We start from the raw sequence: 16,956 nt of genomic DNA on the forward strand, positions 1-16,956 counted from the left end.
TCTAGCTCAGGATAAAACGAGGCCGATACAAATAAAAAAGACCACTGCGGTGAATTAACAACAGTGGTCTTAGAGCGGGTTAAGTAGTTTAGGCTAATCTAAATAGCTGTAACCCAAATAGCTATAACTCAAATAACGATAACTCAAATAGCAGTAATTCAAACAGCCGTGCTTTAAATAACGAAAAGTAGAACTACGAAGCTTTATCAATCTTTGGCTTTGGGTCGGCTTCTACTTCTTCCTCGCTACTTTCAGAGAAGATATCAGCAACGGCGCTTCTCTCTAATTCACCCTTCAGATTACCTTCTTCGTCGACAACTGGAAGGGAGTAGTCACAAGACATAGTGTCTGGAAGTACTTCTTCAATTACCGCATCTGGTAAAACAGCAGGAACCTCTTCGTAAATCTCATCGCTGAAGTCATGGACAGAGGCATCTTCAACCGCGTCTTGTAAGCTCTCTTGAGTCACCAAACCTTGATAGCCTTCGTCCGTTACGTGATAAGCGTAATCGTTTTTCAGCATCTTCATTTGTGCCAGAGCACCTTCAATCGTTTCTGAAGTGATTCGATAGAGAGGAGGCTGCATAACCGTTTCAACCGTCAATGCACGAGCACGGTTTACGTCTTTAACGAATGCCTCTACATAGTCATCGGCTGGATTCAGTAGAATCTCATGTGGCGTACCTTGTTGTACCAACTCGCCATCTTTCAAAATTGCGATTCGATCACCGAGACGGAGTGCTTCATCCAAATCGTGGGTGATGAAAACAATCGTCTTATGAAGCTTTTCTTGCAGTTCAATGAGCTGATCTTGCATTTCACTTCGAATCAAAGGGTCGAGTGCCGAAAAGGCTTCATCCATTAATAAGATTTCAGCGTTAGTACACAGTGCTCGCGAAAGCCCAACACGTTGTTGTTGCCCGCCAGAAAGCTGGGCAGGGTACTGCTTGCCGTAACCTTTCAAACCCACCGTTTCTAACCATTCATTGGCTTTTGCTAAACGGTCTTCTTTCTTGATGCCTTGTACTTCCAACCCGTACGCAACGTTTTCTACCACGGTGCGATGAGGCATTAAGCCAAAGCGTTGGAATACCATCGACATTTTATGACGGCGGAACTCTTCTAATTGCTTGGTGTTGAGGCTCATTACATCAATGCCTTCGACCATAATCTTACCCTGCGTTGGGTCAATTAAACGGTTGAAGTGGCGAATTAGAGTCGATTTACCCGAGCCGGAAAGCCCCATGATAACGAAGATTTCACCGCGGTTAATTTCGAGATTAATCTCTTTTAAACCGACGGTATGACCTGTGTCCGCAAGAATCTGATCTTTGTGTTCGCCGTTCTGAACTCGGTTCATAACAGACATAGGTTTCGGTCCAAACACTTTGTATAGACCACTAATTTCAATCAATGGTTTAGTCATGCTTGAGTCCTCCTAAATGCGCATTGGTTCTTCTTGCGTATGCCTGTGAAGCGCGGTCAAAAAGAATTGCGAGGGCAACAATGGCAAAACCGTTCATCAAGCCTAATGTGAAATATTGGTTGGTGATGGATTTAAGAACTGGTTGTCCTAGGCCTTTCACACCAATCATGGATGCGATAACAACCATAGACAGTGCCATCATGATAGTTTGGTTGATACCCGCCATGATCGTTGGCATTGCTAGAGGGAGTTGAACACCCCATAAGCGTTGTTTCTTGCTCGCACCAAAAGCGGTTGCTGCTTCAAGGACTTCTTTATCGACTAAGCGTATGCCTAGGTTGGTTAAACGAATCACAGGTGGGATAGCGTAGATAACCACGGCGATCAGACCTGGAATTTTACCGATGCCGAGTAACATCACCACTGGGATTAAATAAACGAATGCCGGCATGGTTTGCATGATATCAAGCATCGGTGTAACGATAGATTGAGCTCGATTTGAACGAGCCATCGCAATACCAATCGGAATGCCTAAGAATATCGAAACCAAGGTACAAACAGTAATGATACTGAGCGTCCGCATGGTGTCTTCCCACATTCCAAAGTAACCAATAAGGAGCAGAGAAACGACACAACCTAAAGCCAGTTTCCAAGAACGACTCGCGGCGTAGACAAGGCTTGTACAAACGGCGAGGACTATAATCCAAGGGGTTGAGATAAGAAGTTTTTCAAACCAAACAAGGAATGAAAGAAGAGGGTCAAATAGAGATTCGATCATTTCACCGTATTCACGAGAGAATTCACGGTATGCGCCATCCAGCGTCTTTTTTATGGTTCGTAAATCAGCGCGTTCCATCTCTGGAAAGGTTGATAACCAATTGGTGTCAGCCATTTTATATCCTTATAGTTCGGAGCCACTTGTTCATGCGATGAGGTAATCGCCTATGAAAAGGGCTCCGAATCATGAATAACATCAAGTATAGCGACGTTATTTCCGTATTATTGAAGCTTAGTGCTTAGCCTTAGTGCACAGTGCGTTTCGAAATATAGCTATCATTGAAATATAACGGCTATCGAAATGCTGCGATTAAAGCTCAGCTTCAACTTTCTTAGCGACTTCTTGAGAAACCCATGGGTGCCATACTTCTGGGAATTCACTCAAGAAATGCAAGCTCGCTTCTTCACCATCCGCTTGATTGTCTTCCATCCAAGCAAGCAGGGAGTTCATTTTATCGTTTGTGAAGCCACGTTTAGTGAAGTAGTCATAAGCTTCAGGTGCACGTGAAGCAAAACTCTCAGTGGTGATAGTGTGAACGGGGGAAGGCGGGTACATGGTCGCTTTAGGTGAATCACAGTCTTCTTTGGTGGTACAAGTTAAGAACTCTTGTTCATCAACACCACTACCAAAGTCAACTTTAACCATGTCGTATTTACCTAGAACGGCGGTTGGCGCCCAGTAGTAACCAAACCAAGCTTCTTCGCGCTCATAAGCTTTTGCGATAGAGCCAGATAAGCCGGCACTCGAGCCTGGATCAACAATCGTGAAACCACTGTCTTCCAGCTCAAGAGCGTTAAACAAGTTTCCGGCGCTGATCTGACAGTTCCAGCCTGCTGGGCAACTGTAGAATGCTGATGTATCTGGGTCTTCAGGGTGCTTAAATAAGCTAGCGTTTTTACGTACACCTTCGATGGTTGCCATCTCTGGGTATTGTTTAACTAAGTAAGCTGGAACCCAAAAGCCTTCTTCACCGCCATTCACAAGTGCTTTACCTGCGTAGCGAAGACGTTTTTCTTGGACACCCTTGTCCAATGCGTCTTTTAAGCTGTTGCTCCAAAGTTCAGGTGCAACATCAGGCTGGCCTTTTTCAATCATGGATGTGCCTGTTGGCATGGTGTCGCCAGGGATAAGTTCGGCATCACACCCATAACCATGTTCTAGGATGAATTGGTCGATATTGGCGATCAGTGTTGCAGAGTTCCAGTTCATATCTGCGATTGTTACGCTGCCACATTCTCCAGCGTTAGCATTACCGCTGGCTGCTGCTACTAACAAAAATACGGAGCTTAACTTGTATTTCATATTGAGTTTCCTTTCTCTTTAATAATACAACTAAGGTAACCAAGGTAAATTGGTTATCTAAATTGCTCGATGGTGATCCTTTCCGTGTATTTGAACCATTTGAGCAGAAGGAGGGATGGGTGAAGTTTGAATAGATAAACGTGCAAAGTCAGTGAAGTGTGATTTGCCAATTCATCCACTGTGTTTCAACAGCCATCGGATAACTTTGTCAAACTATTACAAATTCGTCAAAAACCACCTCTATTTATAATCTTAGGGAATAATCGTACGAATTCCATCTTTGATGCGATTTACATGGCACTTTAACCGTCTGTGTCACATTACCGCTAAAGTTAGGCATGGGGCTGTTGATTTTTGAAGGGATTTAAAGGTGGTAAGACCATGGTTGACGTGTGTGAAATGCGTTGAATGGTTTTTAAAATCTTATTTTCAATAATAATTTCGCCAAAAACACCCAATTTGGTTTTGGGGCATTTAGAGCTGTCGGGGGCTTGAAGTTTAATAGGATAGGTGGCTGTCATGGTATCAATGACAGCCATAGAACGGCGCGAAAAAGTTACATCGGCAGGTTTAAAAACTCATTTTGATACAGCTTGTTTGCCAAGCTATCGCGAAGTGTAGTTGGAAGGAATTTCATTCGATTGATTTGTCTTACCAACTCTTGTGCAAAGCTAGGTGTTTGTTTCATGTTCATCACACTGCCCATTAGATTGATACTCTGAGCATCAAGCAGCTTTTTCGCTTGTTCTAGGTGGTGAGTTGACGTTTCACCATAGGCGACAACCATCAATGTGCTGTCACAGGCACTCGCAACAGACTGTGCAGGGATATTCCCTTTGTTAATGTTGAGAAGCGGTGAGGTGTCGATGATGACTCTGTCGTATTTCTCTAGCCATTTGTTGACCACTTTTTGTAACGTTGTCGGGTCTTTATAAGCAAGCTGTGTTGATGCCACTTGAGGTGCCGGGACACCAATGAACATCCGGTGAGACTCAACATGTTCTATTAACTGCCCCTGTTGACTATCTTCTAACATGTTCAAATCTTTGAAAGCGGGGTTGTATAAATTGAGGTCAACATAAAGCGTAGAATGACCAGCAAGAAGAAAACGTTCTGCTAATGCAGTTGCAACAGAGGTTACCCCGTCACCTGAATGACAGGCAGTCACACAAATCGATTTCTGTCCGTTAAGTTCAGAAGCTAAATACAGTTGCTCGACTTCGGCATGGGTCGCTGAAATTGTCATTATAAAGCTCCTATTAAGACGATCATTGTTGTTAGACGTAATATGTCTTCTAGACCTACACGAGCTTTTTCCATAAAGCTCTCACGGCGATCTGGGATGTAGATAGTGTCACCAGCGCGTAGCACAGGTAAGTTGTAAATGTTGGCTGTTTTGCTGAATTCAACAAGGTCGAAGGTACGAGCTTGACCTTGGCAACAAGACATATTCACAATGGTAATTTTCTCTACGTAAGCATTGTCAGTAGGGCCTGCCGCTTCTGCCAATATATCTAGAATCGTCATGTTGTCGTTAAACACATAGCGACCTGGGTTGTTAATCGCACCAAGCACACGAACGGTTTCTTCTTTCGGTGTGTCTAACCAGTTTTTACCTTTCTCTGGAATATAAATGGTGTCACCGGTGGTTACATTTGGCAGTAATGATTCGTCACCGGTTTCAAAGTACAGTGATAGATTGAGTTTGCTTACTTTAGAGTAGGTTTTATCACGATGCGTAACACGAACGTTGTGTATATCGGCATCCTTAGTAGGGCCGTCTGCCGCAGACAAAATGTCTAGAAAGTGCATGTCTTTGGTGAAGCGGTAACGACCGGGTGCATTCACCTGTCCAAAGATGTAGATCGAAGCATCAGAGCTTTGACGTACCCATTGAGATTTATTGTCTGAAGGATCTTGTGGTAGGTCGTGGACACGGACGATAGAGCCGGCTCGAATTTGCGGCATCAGATCTCGTGGCGCACCATTTCTGATGAAATCATCAAGATTAAACACAACCATCTTTCTACCCGTCACAACTTCAATTTTTGAGGTGTCCGCTCGTAACGTAGGACCGCCGACGTGAGCCAATAATCCCATGAAGTTCATTTCATCTGACCATTCAATACGACCAGGTCGGTTGACTTCACCGATAACGTTAACCGCTCTGTCTGGCGCAATCTTCAACCAAGACTTCTCGTTCATGTCGGTTTTCTCTGGAACGAAAATAGCGTCACCGGCTTTAATGCTCGGTGGATTAGAGTTAGGTAGACCTTCTGTGTAAGCCGCTAAATCGAATTTAAGTACTCTGCCATCCGCCTTGATCACACGTATTTGGCGCGATTCTGCAAATCGAGTCGGACCGCCAGCATTCGCAAGGATATCCATGAAGGTGGCATCTCTTTTTCCTTCAAAAGCACCGGGAGCGGCAACTTCACCCATGACGTAAACCATGTTGGCGCCGGATTTGATCTCTTCTTCTTGCTTCGGCACAAAAATGGTTGCACCCGGGCGTAAGATTGGAAGTAGGCTTTCGTCACCAGAATCTAAATAACGTTTAAGGTTGAATAGCGTAGGCGTGTTGTTTGAAATTACTCGGATTTGCTCAACACTGGCATAACGAGTCACACCGCCCGAGCGCATTAGTACGTCGACAAGATCGGTGCTCTCTTTATAAGTAAACGAACCCGGTGCATTTACCTCGCCAAATACTTTAATTGAATTGCGAGAATCGGCACTGTCACCAGAGTTAGCAAGCTTTGCTGCATCGAACTCTTGTTCAATATTGCCTACTAATGGCGATGCTGGAACAAAAAGCGAATCGAGTGATTGCAGAGTAGGTAGCGTTGATTCGTCACCTGAATCAAGGAAACGTTTGTAGTTAAACTCTTTTTTGTCCGCGCCTCGCTTAAGAATCAATTTGTCCAGTTGTGCTCCCGGACGTAATCCACCGGCTGCGTAAAGCGCCATTTGGATGCTAGAACCCAATGCCAGTGTGTATTCGCCAGGCTGTTCTACATAACCTTGCACGTAGATAATGATTTGTTGTTCTTTGACGTAGACCGAAGCGTTCGAAAGATCTTTATAAGCGGTTGCCAGTGATTCTAGAACGACTTTGTTAAGCTGCTCACTGTCATAACCCGCAACAAATACAGCGCCAACTTCAGGAAGGGTTATGCGGCCACGTTTATCCACTTGGAACCCTGTGTTCAACGTACTTTCACCGGGTACGTTAACTTGGATAAGGTCACCGACTTGAACCGCGTCTGAAAACTCTTCGCTCGCATTCACGACACTCGTAAAGCTTAACGATAGGGTGAAGATAAAAGCGATCAATAATTTCATAATCCACCTCCCATTTTCTCGGCATTTTTAGGGGAGATAATTTCGATACTCACTCGGCGGTTAGTTAAACGCGTACCGTCTGATTCGCCTTCAAAAAGAGGAACCGTTTCACCAACAGACACGGCTTTGATTCGCTGAGCACCTAAGCCAAAAATAGTTAGGTAGCGTTCGACTTGTTTAGCACGTCCAAGTGCCAAGTCATCGTTATATTCTTCGGTACCCGTGGCATCTGCATGGCCGGTAACAACAAGGTCTAGGGATTTATGTTCTTTAAGTAGGCTTGTCGCTTCCGCCAGTCTACCCATGTACTTCGGGTTTACTTCGATCGAATCTTCAGCGAATTGGTTGTCAACATTAAGCAGGTCATACAACTGTTCGATAACCGACAATTGCATTCTAAATTGGTTTTCATTTTTTGGTGGTTCACAGCGGGCTTGTGAGGTCACATAGTCCAGTTGGACTTCAAGTTCATTTAAGCGTTTTCTTTGAATGACTAGGTCGTTGGCCGCATCTAGAAGCAGGCCACCTTGCAGTTCACGAGCGATACGATTTTGCTTCTCTATCGCTTGCACAACAGCAGCGGGGAAGCACCAACGGGCGCCTTCTTGAATCAAGGCATCAAGATGTAATTTAGCCAGTTGCCAATCAAAACGTAATCCGTGTTCAGGACCAAGAGGTTCGTCTGGCATGACAGGAGAAAAGTCGGAATTTTGGTAATTAATAGAGTCATAACTTTCAGCCAAACCGCCGGTGCCTTGTTCAGGGTAGCTAGTACAGCCACCTAGAACCAAAGCAGACAGAGAAAGGGCTATGTAGTTTTTCAGTATTTTCATGCCAACGTCCTATGTTTTTACTTTTTATTATTATGTTTTGTTACTTCTAGCTTAGTGGATCTTCATGAATTTGTAGGATTTTTTGAATTTACTGGGATAGCGTGGCCAATACGTAGCAAGTTCATAATTTCAAGAGGCTGGCCAGTCACATTTTCAAGTCGCATGTTGCGCTCGCGCTCAGTTAGGCGTTTGAACATGTAAACAATTGCGCCAACACCAGATGAATCTAAAAACTCTACTTGGCTAAAATCAACTTCGATTTCAGGGTGGCCATCATTTGAGATTACATCGTCAATATCGGTCTGAGCATCACGGCTACCTGCTGCATCTAAATCACCGAAGATAGAAAGAGTCAGTGTCGTTGTATTTAAATCAATCTTACGTAGTTCCATAGCGATATCTCCTTTTGAGTATGTATGGACAATTGCACTGAATGTGCCAACTTTTATGTTTATATTTTTCAATAACTTAACTTGACCGCTAATCTCTATCTCATATTGAGAAAGTCGGTTTCTCAATATGAGAACTAAAAATGGGTGAACATTTGAGACCCATAAGTCATTAATTACATGAATGAAATTGAAAGTTAAATAAGGTTGGCGTGTGGATCGCATCTTCTAGCAAAGGTTGTCTACCTACATGTCAGAACGCTTAGGATTAAAGGCGTTTGTTGACCACTACAGATATCAATACGGAGCAGATGATGAGATTAACTAAATTGGCGATAGCAACTCTATGGGCGTGTTCGCTTTCTTCTCATTCATCCTATTTACCTCCCGACCATTTGGTACTGGCCAATACATACCAACAAGGCATTGATGTTTCTGAATACTGGAAGAGTGAAAAGCTTGATGGGATTCGGGCTCTTTGGGACGGACAACACCTTTATACTCGAAACGGAAATCGCATTTACTCACCGAAGTGGTTTACAAAAAACTTGCCTAAGGTACATCTCGAAGGGGAGTTGTGGGCAGGAAGAGGTCAGTTCCACTTAGTCCAATCTACCGTCCTCGATCATACGCCTAGTGACGTAGCGTGGCGCCAAATAGATTTCATGCTGTTTGATATGCCAGGGGCTGCTGGTGATTATCAAAAGCGCTATTACAACATCTTGCATTGGGTAAGCATGATTGGAGAACCTCATGTCAGCTACATCGAACATGTACCGATTCACAATGAAGAAGCTCTGTTCCATCAACTCGATAATGTCGATGAGAGTAATGGTGAAGGTTTGATGCTTCGTAAGATCACCAGTCGCTATCAAGCAGGCCGAAGTAATGACCTTTTAAAGCTAAAAAGGCATCACGATGCAGAAGCCACGGTTATTGGTTACAAAGGCGGCACAGGGAAGTATAAAGGGATGATGGGTTCAATTTTGGTTCACACAGAAGAGGGGGTGGAATTTTATATTGGAAGTGGGTTCAGTGACCAGATGAGACTCGCACCGCCTGAAATAGGCAGTCAAATTACCTTCCGGTATAACGGCTTTACACAAAACGGAAAGCCTAAGTTTGCGCGCTTTGTTCGAGAAAAGAGTGAATACTAATCTCTTGAGTATAAACTAATCGCCCCTAAATCATTTACAGCCGTAAGCGAAAAGAGCCCTGAAAATCAGAGCTCTTTTTGTATGCGATAACGGCGATACCGGTTTAGCGAGGACGAATCTAACGAGAGCTAAATTCTAACTGAACATCATCGTCTTGTTTATGCATCCAATGCAAACGCATACCAAGCATAATGGCAGCTGATGTTAGGCCGACAATGAAACCAATCCAGAACCCATGTGCGCCCATAGGTTCAACAATCCAATCTTTCATCCCTAAGATGTAGCCGATAGGAAGACCAAGTAACCAATACGCTACGAAGGTAATGTTGAAGATCGAACGCATGTCTTTGTATCCACGCAAAGCACCTGCAGCGATAACTTGGATTGCATCGGTACATTGATAAACTGCAGCGAACAACAACAATTGCATTGCAACGGTAACTACCGCCGTGTTCTCTGTGTAAAGTAACGAAACCTGCTCTCTAAACAATACTGTTAATGCCGCTGTCATAAAGGCGGTTACCAAACCGACGATGATACCCACGTGTGTTGCGATCTTCGCACCTTCAGTGTTGTTTTCACCCAACTTATGGCCAACACGAATACTCACGGCGGCACCGATACTCATTGGAATCATAAACACGAGAGAAGAGAAATTAATCGCGACTTGGTGTGCGGCAACAACCAATGAACCTAATGGGGCTACCAATAGGGAAACCACTGCGAACAGCGTGACCTCGAAGAAGATAGCGGCAGCAACTGGAAAACCAAGTCTAAACAAACGAATTTGAGCTTTAAGTTGCGGCTTGTGGAACGTCCCGAAGATGTTGATTTTAGCCAAACGCTTTGATGTTAAAACGTAAGCGAACAGCAGTGCAAACATCACCCAATAGACGATAGCCGTTGCAACGCCACAGCCAACACCACCAAGAGCAGGGGCACCAAGTTTTCCGTATACGAACATCCAGTTAAGCGGGATGTTTAATAGCAAACCGATAAAACCAATCACCATGGCAGGCTTAGTTAAAGACATGCCATCAGTAAAACTTCTCAATGTTTGGAACAGCAAAAACGCAGGCACAGCAAACATCACCGCATTCATATAGCCGATGGTCTTGTCTGCCATGAGTTGCTCAATGTCCATCCATTCCAATATCAGCTGCGTTTGGAACAGCACGCCAATAATAGGTAACGAGATGACGAGCGCTAAAAATGCACCTTGCTGAATCTCAAATGGAATTTTGACTTGGCGGCCTGAACCGTTCAGTTGTGCGACAACAGGAACCAACGCCATCAAAAGACCTACACCAAATAATATTGATGGTAGCCAGATACTTGCTGCAATCGAAACCGCTGCCATATCGATAGCACTTACGCCACCGGCCATCACGGTATCAACAAAACCCATTCCAGTTTGTGCAACAGATGCAATCAAAACTGGGGTCGCAAGTTTGATTAGATTCGAGGATTCTTCTTTGTAACGATGCACAAACAACTCCAAATAAGAGGGAAAATTAGAATAATAGTGTAGGAAAGGACATTCTGAAGGAATCAGAGACAATGATCTTAAGCTTCCACTGGACGAATCATAAAGAAATGTCACAATAACTGCTATGAAAAACTGTTATTAGGGCGTGTTGATCTTTCGAGCTGATTTTTGCAGCGAGTTGCTGGGTATTTTTACAAGGCAGAGGCTTTGATGTGTAGCTAGCCTACATGAGAAGCCGATAACGTAGTAAAAATGACCAGCAAACGCTGCCCGAAGGGTTCGGCTAAAAACGTTTTACTCTTTGTTGAGGGAGATTTGCTTAGGATGCTAGGCTACTTCCCCCTCGCCGCGATTAAAACGCTTTTATCTCGAACAAAATTTAACCGCGAAAGGTCAACACGCCCTAGAATGCTAAATAGGAATCTTATGTTTACAGGTATCGTTCAAGGCATGGCAACACTGGTTGCAATAAACAAAAAAGAGCTGTTTCAGACTCATACCATTGAGTTAACAGATGAAATGGTTGAGGGATTAGCAATTGGTGCCTCAGTAGCTCATAACGGTTGTTGCTTAACGGTAACGGAAATTTCGGACAATCAGATTGCTTTTGATTTAATGCAAGCCACATTGCGATTGACGAACTTGGGCCAACTGAATGTTGGTGACAAAGTGAATGTTGAGCGTGCTGCAAAGTTTGGTGACGAAATTGGCGGACATAGCATGTCTGGCCACATTACTCTGATGGGTAACCTCGTTGATGTGATTAAGACAGAAAATAACCGTACGCTTTGGTTTGAGCTGCCGCAAGAATCAATGAAGTATGTGTTGAGCAAGGGCTACATTGGCGTTGATGGTTGTTCATTGACAATCGGTGAAGTGGAAGAGAACCGTTTCTCTGTTCACCTGATCCCAGAAACACTGAATCGTACTCTGTTTGGCGGCCGTGAAGTAGGCGATCAAGTAAATATTGAGTTCGACCCTCAAACACAGGCGATTGTTGATACTGTTGAGCGCGTATTAGCAAACCAGAAGTTGTAGTGACGGTTTATCAATAGCATTTGCCCAAAAAGCGACACTAAGTAAAAGTCGAAGATATTAAAAAAGAGCACATTAGGTGCTCTTTTCTATTTTTGTGTATTTGTGTTTTTCTAGGCTAGCCTCAAAATCGAGGTGTAGCTCTAAATCCAGGTGTAGATCCAACTCGACAAGAGAGTAGGTGTTAGAAGACTTGTTCGTCGTCTGCATCAATCGAGAGGTTAATTCTGTCTCTTACTTCATCTACCTGCATATCGAGGTGAATGGCATTGCAACACGCCGGGCAATCGTCATAAAAATCTTGGCTCCCATTAGAAGCATCGAGCGTTATGCTGATTGCATGCCCACAGTGGGGGCACGAGACATGTTTCTCTGTGTATTTATGCATGGCTAATTCTCCTCACTGTATCTTGTTCCAATCGTATTAGCTTTAAAGATCGCAGTAGCTTTATAGAACGCAATAGCTAGCTTTGATTGGTATTAAACGGCCTGTATCTTCTGAATGCATGCTTCAGTTTGTGCTAAATATTCGCCGCCAAATTGATTGCAGTGGTTAAGAAGATGGTACAAGTTGTAAATGTCTTTCCGATCAGTATAGCCAACGTCGAGTGGATTGACGCTCTGGTAACCTTCATAAAACTCTTTTGGAAACCCTTCAAACAATTCCGTTAACGCTAAGTCACATTCATGGTCGCCCCAATAACAAGCGGGGTCGTAACAGATTGGCCCAAAGGCTGAATTTGCTACGTTGCCGTTCCAGAGGTCACCATGAAGTAAAGAAGGACGAGGATTGTGGCCAGCAAGACGCATATTCACCACATCAACGATGTCATCAATATCACCGAATTCAATGCCTTTCTCTTTTAGCAATTGCAGTTGGAAGCCGATGCGTTGTTCAGAGAAAAAGCGACCCCATTTCTTATGCCAAGGGTTAGGCTGAAGTGTACTACCGATATAATTATCTTGGTCACAACCAAACTCTTTTTGCTCGCCCCATTTATGAAGCTGAGCAAGCTGCACCCCGAAATCAAAGCTGTTATTACCCGTATCAAGCGGCTTAGTTGGCAAGTAATTGAGAATAATGAATGAGCATTCTTTGGTTTTACCAATCAGTACCAACTCAGGCACATAAACGGTGGAAGTTTCTCTTAACAAGCGTAAGTTCTCAGCTTCGATTTCAAACTTAGGTAAAAATTCTCGCTGGTTCACTTTTACGAAGTAGCGTTCATTACCATCGCTGATCATATAGCAATCGTTAATGTCACCACCAGAAACCTTGGTACGTTCAGTAATCTGAAAGTTAAATAGAAGAGTATCTGAAAGTTGTTGAGAAATGGCCTGCCACATAGGAAATCCTCAAAGACTGAAAGTTAAAAAATTGAAGGTTAGAAATACTGTTTGTTAGCCATAGTTTAGGATAAATTTGAGCAATTTATAGACGTACTCGTCAATGTTCTTATCTGTTCTTTACCTTATATAGAATCAATTGGCTGATTTGTGAACTCGAACTGATTCAAGCTCTTTGAAATACAAACAGAAATTGGCAAGGCAAAGTTATAGAATTGTTTGGAACTGGCCTCACAATCGAAACGGTTTTGGTCAAAACAAACTGGAAAAGTAGTTGGAGCTTGTTATTGTCTACGCATCAACTTAAATGTGCTATTAGAGTAGGTTGAAACGACTATAGTTAACGATAGGGCACGTGATCATCTCAACTTGCTAGCTAGCTCTCTATAACTCTTTAATAGCCGAGTAATGATGGCGTGCTGAGTCTGCAAGTATCTTGACCAACAGACATCTAGCGACACGTATATATTCAGCTATTGGTTTAATATTTAAGCTGAAACACTAACTAGGATCATTTTAATACGGTTTTTGGTAATAAAGTGATGACAAATCGCTTCATTTACATAGTATTAAGCAAGTACGTATTAATCTGCTCTTGAGCTTAAAACGGAGATTTATTGTGGTTGTAGAAACCGATGGCTATTTGGCTCTGATCGAGCACTTATCGTTTAATCTGGATGTCTTTACAAATAGTAATGGCGATACAGGCAATGAGAGTGTTGAAGACATCATCACAGACATGATTTCAACAAACATCATGGCTATTTTTGAGCAAAATCCAGAGTTGCATTCGAGTGTTCGTTTTCAACTTTTGAAAGAAGCCGATGCTGTGGTAGCGGATTTAGGCGAAGTATTAGCGGGTGTATGGGCTAAGAAAGCGACCAACGAGCAAATTGTATTTCTAGATGAATACATCGCGCTAGTGAAGAATCTATTTGATTCTGCTGTTGCTAAATACGACTAACTATTTGTCCATTTCCTCGTTAGTCATTTTTTCACGATGATTATGTTCACGATGATAGGCGTTTACGTCGTAGCTTTAAAAGTGACTTCGTTTAGCGGTTAAGACTTTAAACCGCTATAAACGCCTAAAGTGCCAAAACTTAGAAGCCCAATAAGGGTTATCCAACCTCGATATGATGACACCTTTCGATGTCGAAGCATGTAGGAATTGATTATTCCCTAAATACACACCTACGTGTCTTACCGTCATCGACGTTTTGAAAAATACCAAATCTCCGCTTGTTGCTTGTCCATACGCTATTTCTTTTCCCTTTTTACTCTGATCTTTTGTGGTTCTAGGTAGGGCTTGTTGTGTCGCATTTTGCACGGCAATTTGAACAAAAGCGGAGCAATCTACGCCTCGAAATGATGTCCCACCGAAATGGTATGGCACACCTTTCCACTGTTCATACACGCTCATATAAGCGTTTGTAGTCAATTGTTCTGACTTTGATAGGGGTTTCTGTGCGGTTTGACTAAGCTGAGAAGGCGATGGTGACGAGCTACAAGCAGCCAATGTTGCTAAAGTTATTGTAACTACAGCCATTTTTCTGAATTTCATATGTAACTCTTCTGACAAAAAACTGAAATAAAAACGTCATCAAGGACTTCTAGTATACGAACTAACTTAAGGATATCTCTTTTCGTAGTCAAACTGGATTTCACATGCCCGACACAAATTTATCAATAAAACCCTCACGTTATACATTCTCGCTCATTCAAACCGTCACTGCTGTATTTATTTCCATTCTTTTACTCGTTAGTTTTTTATCAATGGTTAGCATTCGGGGAGTTGAACGGGTCGGGGGACATTTTGACGCACTTTCAGAACAAGCTTTACCCCTTGCTTTACACAACGCCGAATTAACGCAAAGCGTATTAGAGCAAGTGAAACTTCTCACCTATAGCACCCAGTCTACCGACTTAGATGCGCTGAATTCGACAAGGGTTTCAATTGACCAACTCGCAACAGAGAGTAATACCACGCTTGAGGAACTCCTTTTTATCTCCCAATCTTTTCCTGATGCGATCTCTTTAGAGCAACAACAAAACCTTATTGATGATATGGCGCAACTGCAAACCATGACTAATACGGTATTGCTGGCGCAGATTGAGATTCAAAGTAAGCAAAATCTGATCGACAGTAAAATGGGCGAGTTTCGTTATGGCGTTGGATCTATCGGACCAGAAATGAACCGAATCAGCTCATTCTTGGTTGAAGACAACCCAGAAGCGAGCGATGCAGCAAACCGATTTACATCCAGTGCATCCGCTATGGCCAATACCTTCTTGATGTTGATGATGCAATCTGACATTGATAAAGCACAAGACGAATATCGTCAATTGAGAAACCGAATTGCGGGCCTTAACTTAGCTTACAGCGATTTTGCCGATTGGCACCCAGACATTGCTGAGTTCGCAAGCTTAACGGCTCCGTATGAGATGGTGAAAGAAGGCTTTACCGAAGAAGGTGTAATCAAACAAATCCTCTTAAAACTCGAACTGGTTCAGCAGCAAGAGCAAAACTTAACGCAAGTCATCACCCTAGCGAATACCGTCATCAGCACATTGAATCAGTTGTCTTCTACCGCTTCCCATCTGATTGATGAAAGTGAACTCGTTGTAAATCAAACCATCACCAACATTGATCGTGTGTTGTTTATTAGCGGGCTAGTGATTGCCGTAATCATCGTGCTCTCATGGTTTGTATTACGTCGCTGGATGAATAAAGGGCTTAAAAACATTACTCAACAATTGAGTTCACTCGCAGATCATGACTTCTCTAAACAGAGTGAACTGATGGGGCCGCTAGAGTTGCAAGTTATTACTTCAAAACTCAATACGGTCGTTGATTCCACCGCGGATTCGGTTCGTTTAGTAACGCGTAACTGTGAAACGCTTTATCAAACGGCTGAAGTAAGCCATGACGCCGCAGAGCAAACCAATTCAAGCTTGAACGAGCAGAACGAATCACTACAGAATATGATTACTACGATTACTGAACTTGAAGCATCCATTGGTGAGATTGCTCGTATCTCTAACGCATCGAATGACGACGCGCAGATAGCAGAAAACGAATCAGTCAATGGTAGCCAAGTGATCGGCCTTAATCAGAAGCGATTACAAGCACTCGAGCAATCTCTTAGCCTGAATCAAGAATCGATGACGGACTTGGATATTCGCGTTAAACAGATTCGTGAAATGGTTGACGTGATCAGTGGTATTGCTGAAAACACCAATTTACTCGCATTGAATGCCGCAATAGAAGCAGCGCGAGCAGGAGATCAAGGCCGCGGGTTTGCAGTGGTTGCCGATGAAGTACGAAAACTGGCGAGTGGTACCTCTCAGCAAACCACTAATATTCGTAACATGATGAACGAGCTAGTAGCGGCAGCTGATCGCTCACGTGCTTCTGTAACGGAATCGAGAAGCGAAATGGCGAATGCACTGGAAACCAGTGGCGATGTAAAACAAGCCTTCGAGAAAATCGAATTCGCGGTTAGCCAGATTAAAGGACGTGTTGAACAAATTATGGTGGCAACCGAACAACAAGCCCGTGCGACAGTCGATGTAACGCATTCAATCACTCGAGTATCTGAGCAGGGTGAGAATACTAAGCTGCAACTTGAATCCATGATTGAAAGCTCAGAGCAAGTCGGAGAGATAGCAGGGCACCAACAAGCTATGCTTCACAAGTACGTGCTGAAATAAAGTAAACGATTCTGCTGAGTTAGCCAAACAGTACAATAGTTGAAGCACTAATCTACTGCCGCTTTTAGTTCTATTGATACAGAAACGCCCTTAGATTCTTGTAAGAATTTAAGGGCGTGTTTTTGGAATTAAGTAAGTTCG

At 43.2% G+C, this 16,956-nt stretch carries 16 protein-coding genes; 4 read left to right on the plus strand and 12 right to left on the minus strand.

All coding sequences use genetic code 11. From position 1 onward, the window contains the following. Positions 1 to 193 precede the first annotated feature (193 nt). From OCU90_RS08700 to OCU90_RS08735, 8 genes are all read right to left on the minus strand, one after another. On the minus strand, positions 194 to 1,426 hold the full coding sequence (locus OCU90_RS08700; RefSeq protein ID WP_004733799.1) for a quaternary amine ABC transporter ATP-binding protein: 1,233 nt from the start codon (positions 1,424 to 1,426) through the stop codon (positions 194 to 196). After that, positions 1,419 to 2,318 (minus strand): ABC transporter permease, encoded by a 900-nt coding sequence (locus tag OCU90_RS08705; protein ID WP_004733798.1) that lies wholly within the window; start codon positions 2,316 to 2,318, stop codon positions 1,419 to 1,421. The genes OCU90_RS08700 and OCU90_RS08705 overlap by 8 nt, the downstream gene beginning before the upstream one ends. Before the next feature lie 195 nt (positions 2,319 to 2,513). Further along, positions 2,514 to 3,506 (minus strand): ABC transporter substrate-binding protein, encoded by a 993-nt coding sequence (locus OCU90_RS08710; protein ID WP_061024151.1) that lies wholly within the window; start codon positions 3,504 to 3,506, stop codon positions 2,514 to 2,516. Positions 3,507 to 3,838: 332 nt separating this feature from the next. Continuing rightward, on the minus strand, positions 3,839 to 4,045 hold the full coding sequence (locus tag OCU90_RS08715; RefSeq protein WP_133151093.1) for a hypothetical protein: 207 nt from the start codon (positions 4,043 to 4,045) through the stop codon (positions 3,839 to 3,841). A gap of 17 nt (positions 4,046 to 4,062) precedes the next feature. Continuing rightward, positions 4,063 to 4,752: a P-loop NTPase family protein gene (locus tag OCU90_RS08720; protein WP_061024153.1), complete on the minus strand. Its 690-nt coding sequence runs from the start codon at positions 4,750 to 4,752 to the stop codon at positions 4,063 to 4,065. After that, entirely contained in the window at positions 4,752 to 6,851 is a 2,100-nt protein-coding gene (locus tag OCU90_RS08725; RefSeq protein ID WP_017090932.1) for an SLBB domain-containing protein, read from the minus strand. Before OCU90_RS08725 ends, OCU90_RS08720 begins: the two co-directional genes overlap by 1 nt. After that, on the minus strand, positions 6,848 to 7,684 hold the full coding sequence (locus OCU90_RS08730; RefSeq protein ID WP_017090933.1) for an OmpA family protein: 837 nt from the start codon (positions 7,682 to 7,684) through the stop codon (positions 6,848 to 6,850). Before OCU90_RS08730 ends, OCU90_RS08725 begins: the two co-directional genes overlap by 4 nt. 62 nt (positions 7,685 to 7,746) lie before the next feature. After that, on the minus strand, positions 7,747 to 8,076 hold the full coding sequence (locus OCU90_RS08735) for an STAS domain-containing protein (RefSeq protein ID WP_004733793.1): 330 nt from the start codon (positions 8,074 to 8,076) through the stop codon (positions 7,747 to 7,749). A gap of 311 nt (positions 8,077 to 8,387) precedes the next feature. Here OCU90_RS08735 and OCU90_RS08740 point away from each other — a divergent pair, with 311 nt between their 5' ends. Next, on the plus strand, positions 8,388 to 9,230 hold the full coding sequence (locus OCU90_RS08740) for a DNA ligase (protein ID WP_029405054.1): 843 nt from the start codon (positions 8,388 to 8,390) through the stop codon (positions 9,228 to 9,230). 118 nt (positions 9,231 to 9,348) lie between these two features. On the opposite strand, the gene OCU90_RS08745 is transcribed toward OCU90_RS08740, so the two are convergent. Continuing rightward, positions 9,349 to 10,719: an MATE family efflux transporter gene (locus tag OCU90_RS08745; RefSeq protein ID WP_004733791.1), complete on the minus strand. Its 1,371-nt coding sequence runs from the start codon at positions 10,717 to 10,719 to the stop codon at positions 9,349 to 9,351. A gap of 426 nt (positions 10,720 to 11,145) precedes the next feature. Between OCU90_RS08745 and OCU90_RS08750 the strand changes: the two genes are divergently transcribed. Continuing rightward, positions 11,146 to 11,757, plus strand: a complete 612-nt coding sequence (locus OCU90_RS08750; RefSeq protein ID WP_061024155.1) for a riboflavin synthase — start codon at positions 11,146 to 11,148, stop codon at positions 11,755 to 11,757. Positions 11,758 to 11,938: 181 nt separating this feature from the next. Here the strand turns inward: OCU90_RS08750 and OCU90_RS08755 are convergent, their stop codons facing one another. After that, positions 11,939 to 12,142: a CPXCG motif-containing cysteine-rich protein gene (locus OCU90_RS08755; protein WP_004733789.1), complete on the minus strand. Its 204-nt coding sequence runs from the start codon at positions 12,140 to 12,142 to the stop codon at positions 11,939 to 11,941. 92 nt (positions 12,143 to 12,234) lie between these two features. Next, on the minus strand, positions 12,235 to 13,101 hold the full coding sequence (locus tag OCU90_RS08760; RefSeq protein WP_004733788.1) for a fructosamine kinase family protein: 867 nt from the start codon (positions 13,099 to 13,101) through the stop codon (positions 12,235 to 12,237). A 619-nt stretch (positions 13,102 to 13,720) separates the two neighbouring features. On the opposite strand from OCU90_RS08760, the gene OCU90_RS08765 reads away from it, so the two are divergent. Continuing rightward, entirely contained in the window at positions 13,721 to 14,065 is a 345-nt protein-coding gene (locus tag OCU90_RS08765; RefSeq protein ID WP_004733787.1) for a DUF3802 family protein, read from the plus strand. 114 nt (positions 14,066 to 14,179) lie between these two features. Here OCU90_RS08765 and OCU90_RS08770 read toward each other — a convergent pair whose 3' ends face one another. Continuing rightward, a complete protein-coding gene (locus OCU90_RS08770; protein ID WP_017083653.1) occupies positions 14,180 to 14,665 on the minus strand; it encodes a C40 family peptidase in 486 nt (161 codons plus the stop codon). Between the two features lie 104 nt (positions 14,666 to 14,769). Here OCU90_RS08770 and OCU90_RS08775 point away from each other — a divergent pair, with 104 nt between their 5' ends. Continuing rightward, positions 14,770 to 16,815 (plus strand): methyl-accepting chemotaxis protein, encoded by a 2,046-nt coding sequence (locus tag OCU90_RS08775; RefSeq protein ID WP_061024157.1) that lies wholly within the window; start codon positions 14,770 to 14,772, stop codon positions 16,813 to 16,815. Positions 16,816 to 16,956 lie beyond the last annotated feature (141 nt).

The sequence above is a fragment of the Vibrio splendidus genome (assembly GCF_024347615.1).
In the GTDB taxonomy this organism is placed as follows: domain Bacteria; phylum Pseudomonadota; class Gammaproteobacteria; order Enterobacterales; family Vibrionaceae; genus Vibrio; species Vibrio splendidus.

Excerpts from the sequence above, each read along its gene's own strand:
- OCU90_RS08725 (WP_017090932.1), bottom strand. The coding sequence starts at position 6,851 with ATGAAATTATTGATCGCTTTTATCTTCACCCTATCGTTAAGCTTTACG.
- OCU90_RS08730 (WP_017090933.1), bottom strand. The coding sequence starts at position 7,684 with ATGAAAATACTGAAAAACTACATAGCCCTTTCTCTGTCTGCTTTGGTT.
- OCU90_RS08760 (WP_004733788.1), bottom strand. The coding sequence starts at position 13,101 with ATGTGGCAGGCCATTTCTCAACAACTTTCAGATACTCTTCTATTTAAC.
- OCU90_RS08755 (WP_004733789.1), bottom strand. The coding sequence starts at position 12,142 with ATGCATAAATACACAGAGAAACATGTCTCGTGCCCCCACTGTGGGCAT.
- OCU90_RS08740 (WP_029405054.1), top strand. The coding sequence starts at position 8,388 with ATGAGATTAACTAAATTGGCGATAGCAACTCTATGGGCGTGTTCGCTT.
- OCU90_RS08750 (WP_061024155.1), top strand. The coding sequence starts at position 11,146 with ATGTTTACAGGTATCGTTCAAGGCATGGCAACACTGGTTGCAATAAAC.
- OCU90_RS08715 (WP_133151093.1), bottom strand. The coding sequence starts at position 4,045 with ATGGCTGTCATTGATACCATGACAGCCACCTATCCTATTAAACTTCAA.
- OCU90_RS08775 (WP_061024157.1), top strand. The coding sequence starts at position 14,770 with ATGCCCGACACAAATTTATCAATAAAACCCTCACGTTATACATTCTCG.
- OCU90_RS08770 (WP_017083653.1), bottom strand. The coding sequence starts at position 14,665 with ATGAAATTCAGAAAAATGGCTGTAGTTACAATAACTTTAGCAACATTG.
- OCU90_RS08735 (WP_004733793.1), bottom strand. The coding sequence starts at position 8,076 with ATGGAACTACGTAAGATTGATTTAAATACAACGACACTGACTCTTTCT.
- OCU90_RS08705 (WP_004733798.1), bottom strand. The coding sequence starts at position 2,318 with ATGGCTGACACCAATTGGTTATCAACCTTTCCAGAGATGGAACGCGCT.
- OCU90_RS08720 (WP_061024153.1), bottom strand. The coding sequence starts at position 4,752 with ATGACAATTTCAGCGACCCATGCCGAAGTCGAGCAACTGTATTTAGCT.
- OCU90_RS08710 (WP_061024151.1), bottom strand. The coding sequence starts at position 3,506 with ATGAAATACAAGTTAAGCTCCGTATTTTTGTTAGTAGCAGCAGCCAGC.
- OCU90_RS08700 (WP_004733799.1), bottom strand. The coding sequence starts at position 1,426 with ATGACTAAACCATTGATTGAAATTAGTGGTCTATACAAAGTGTTTGGA.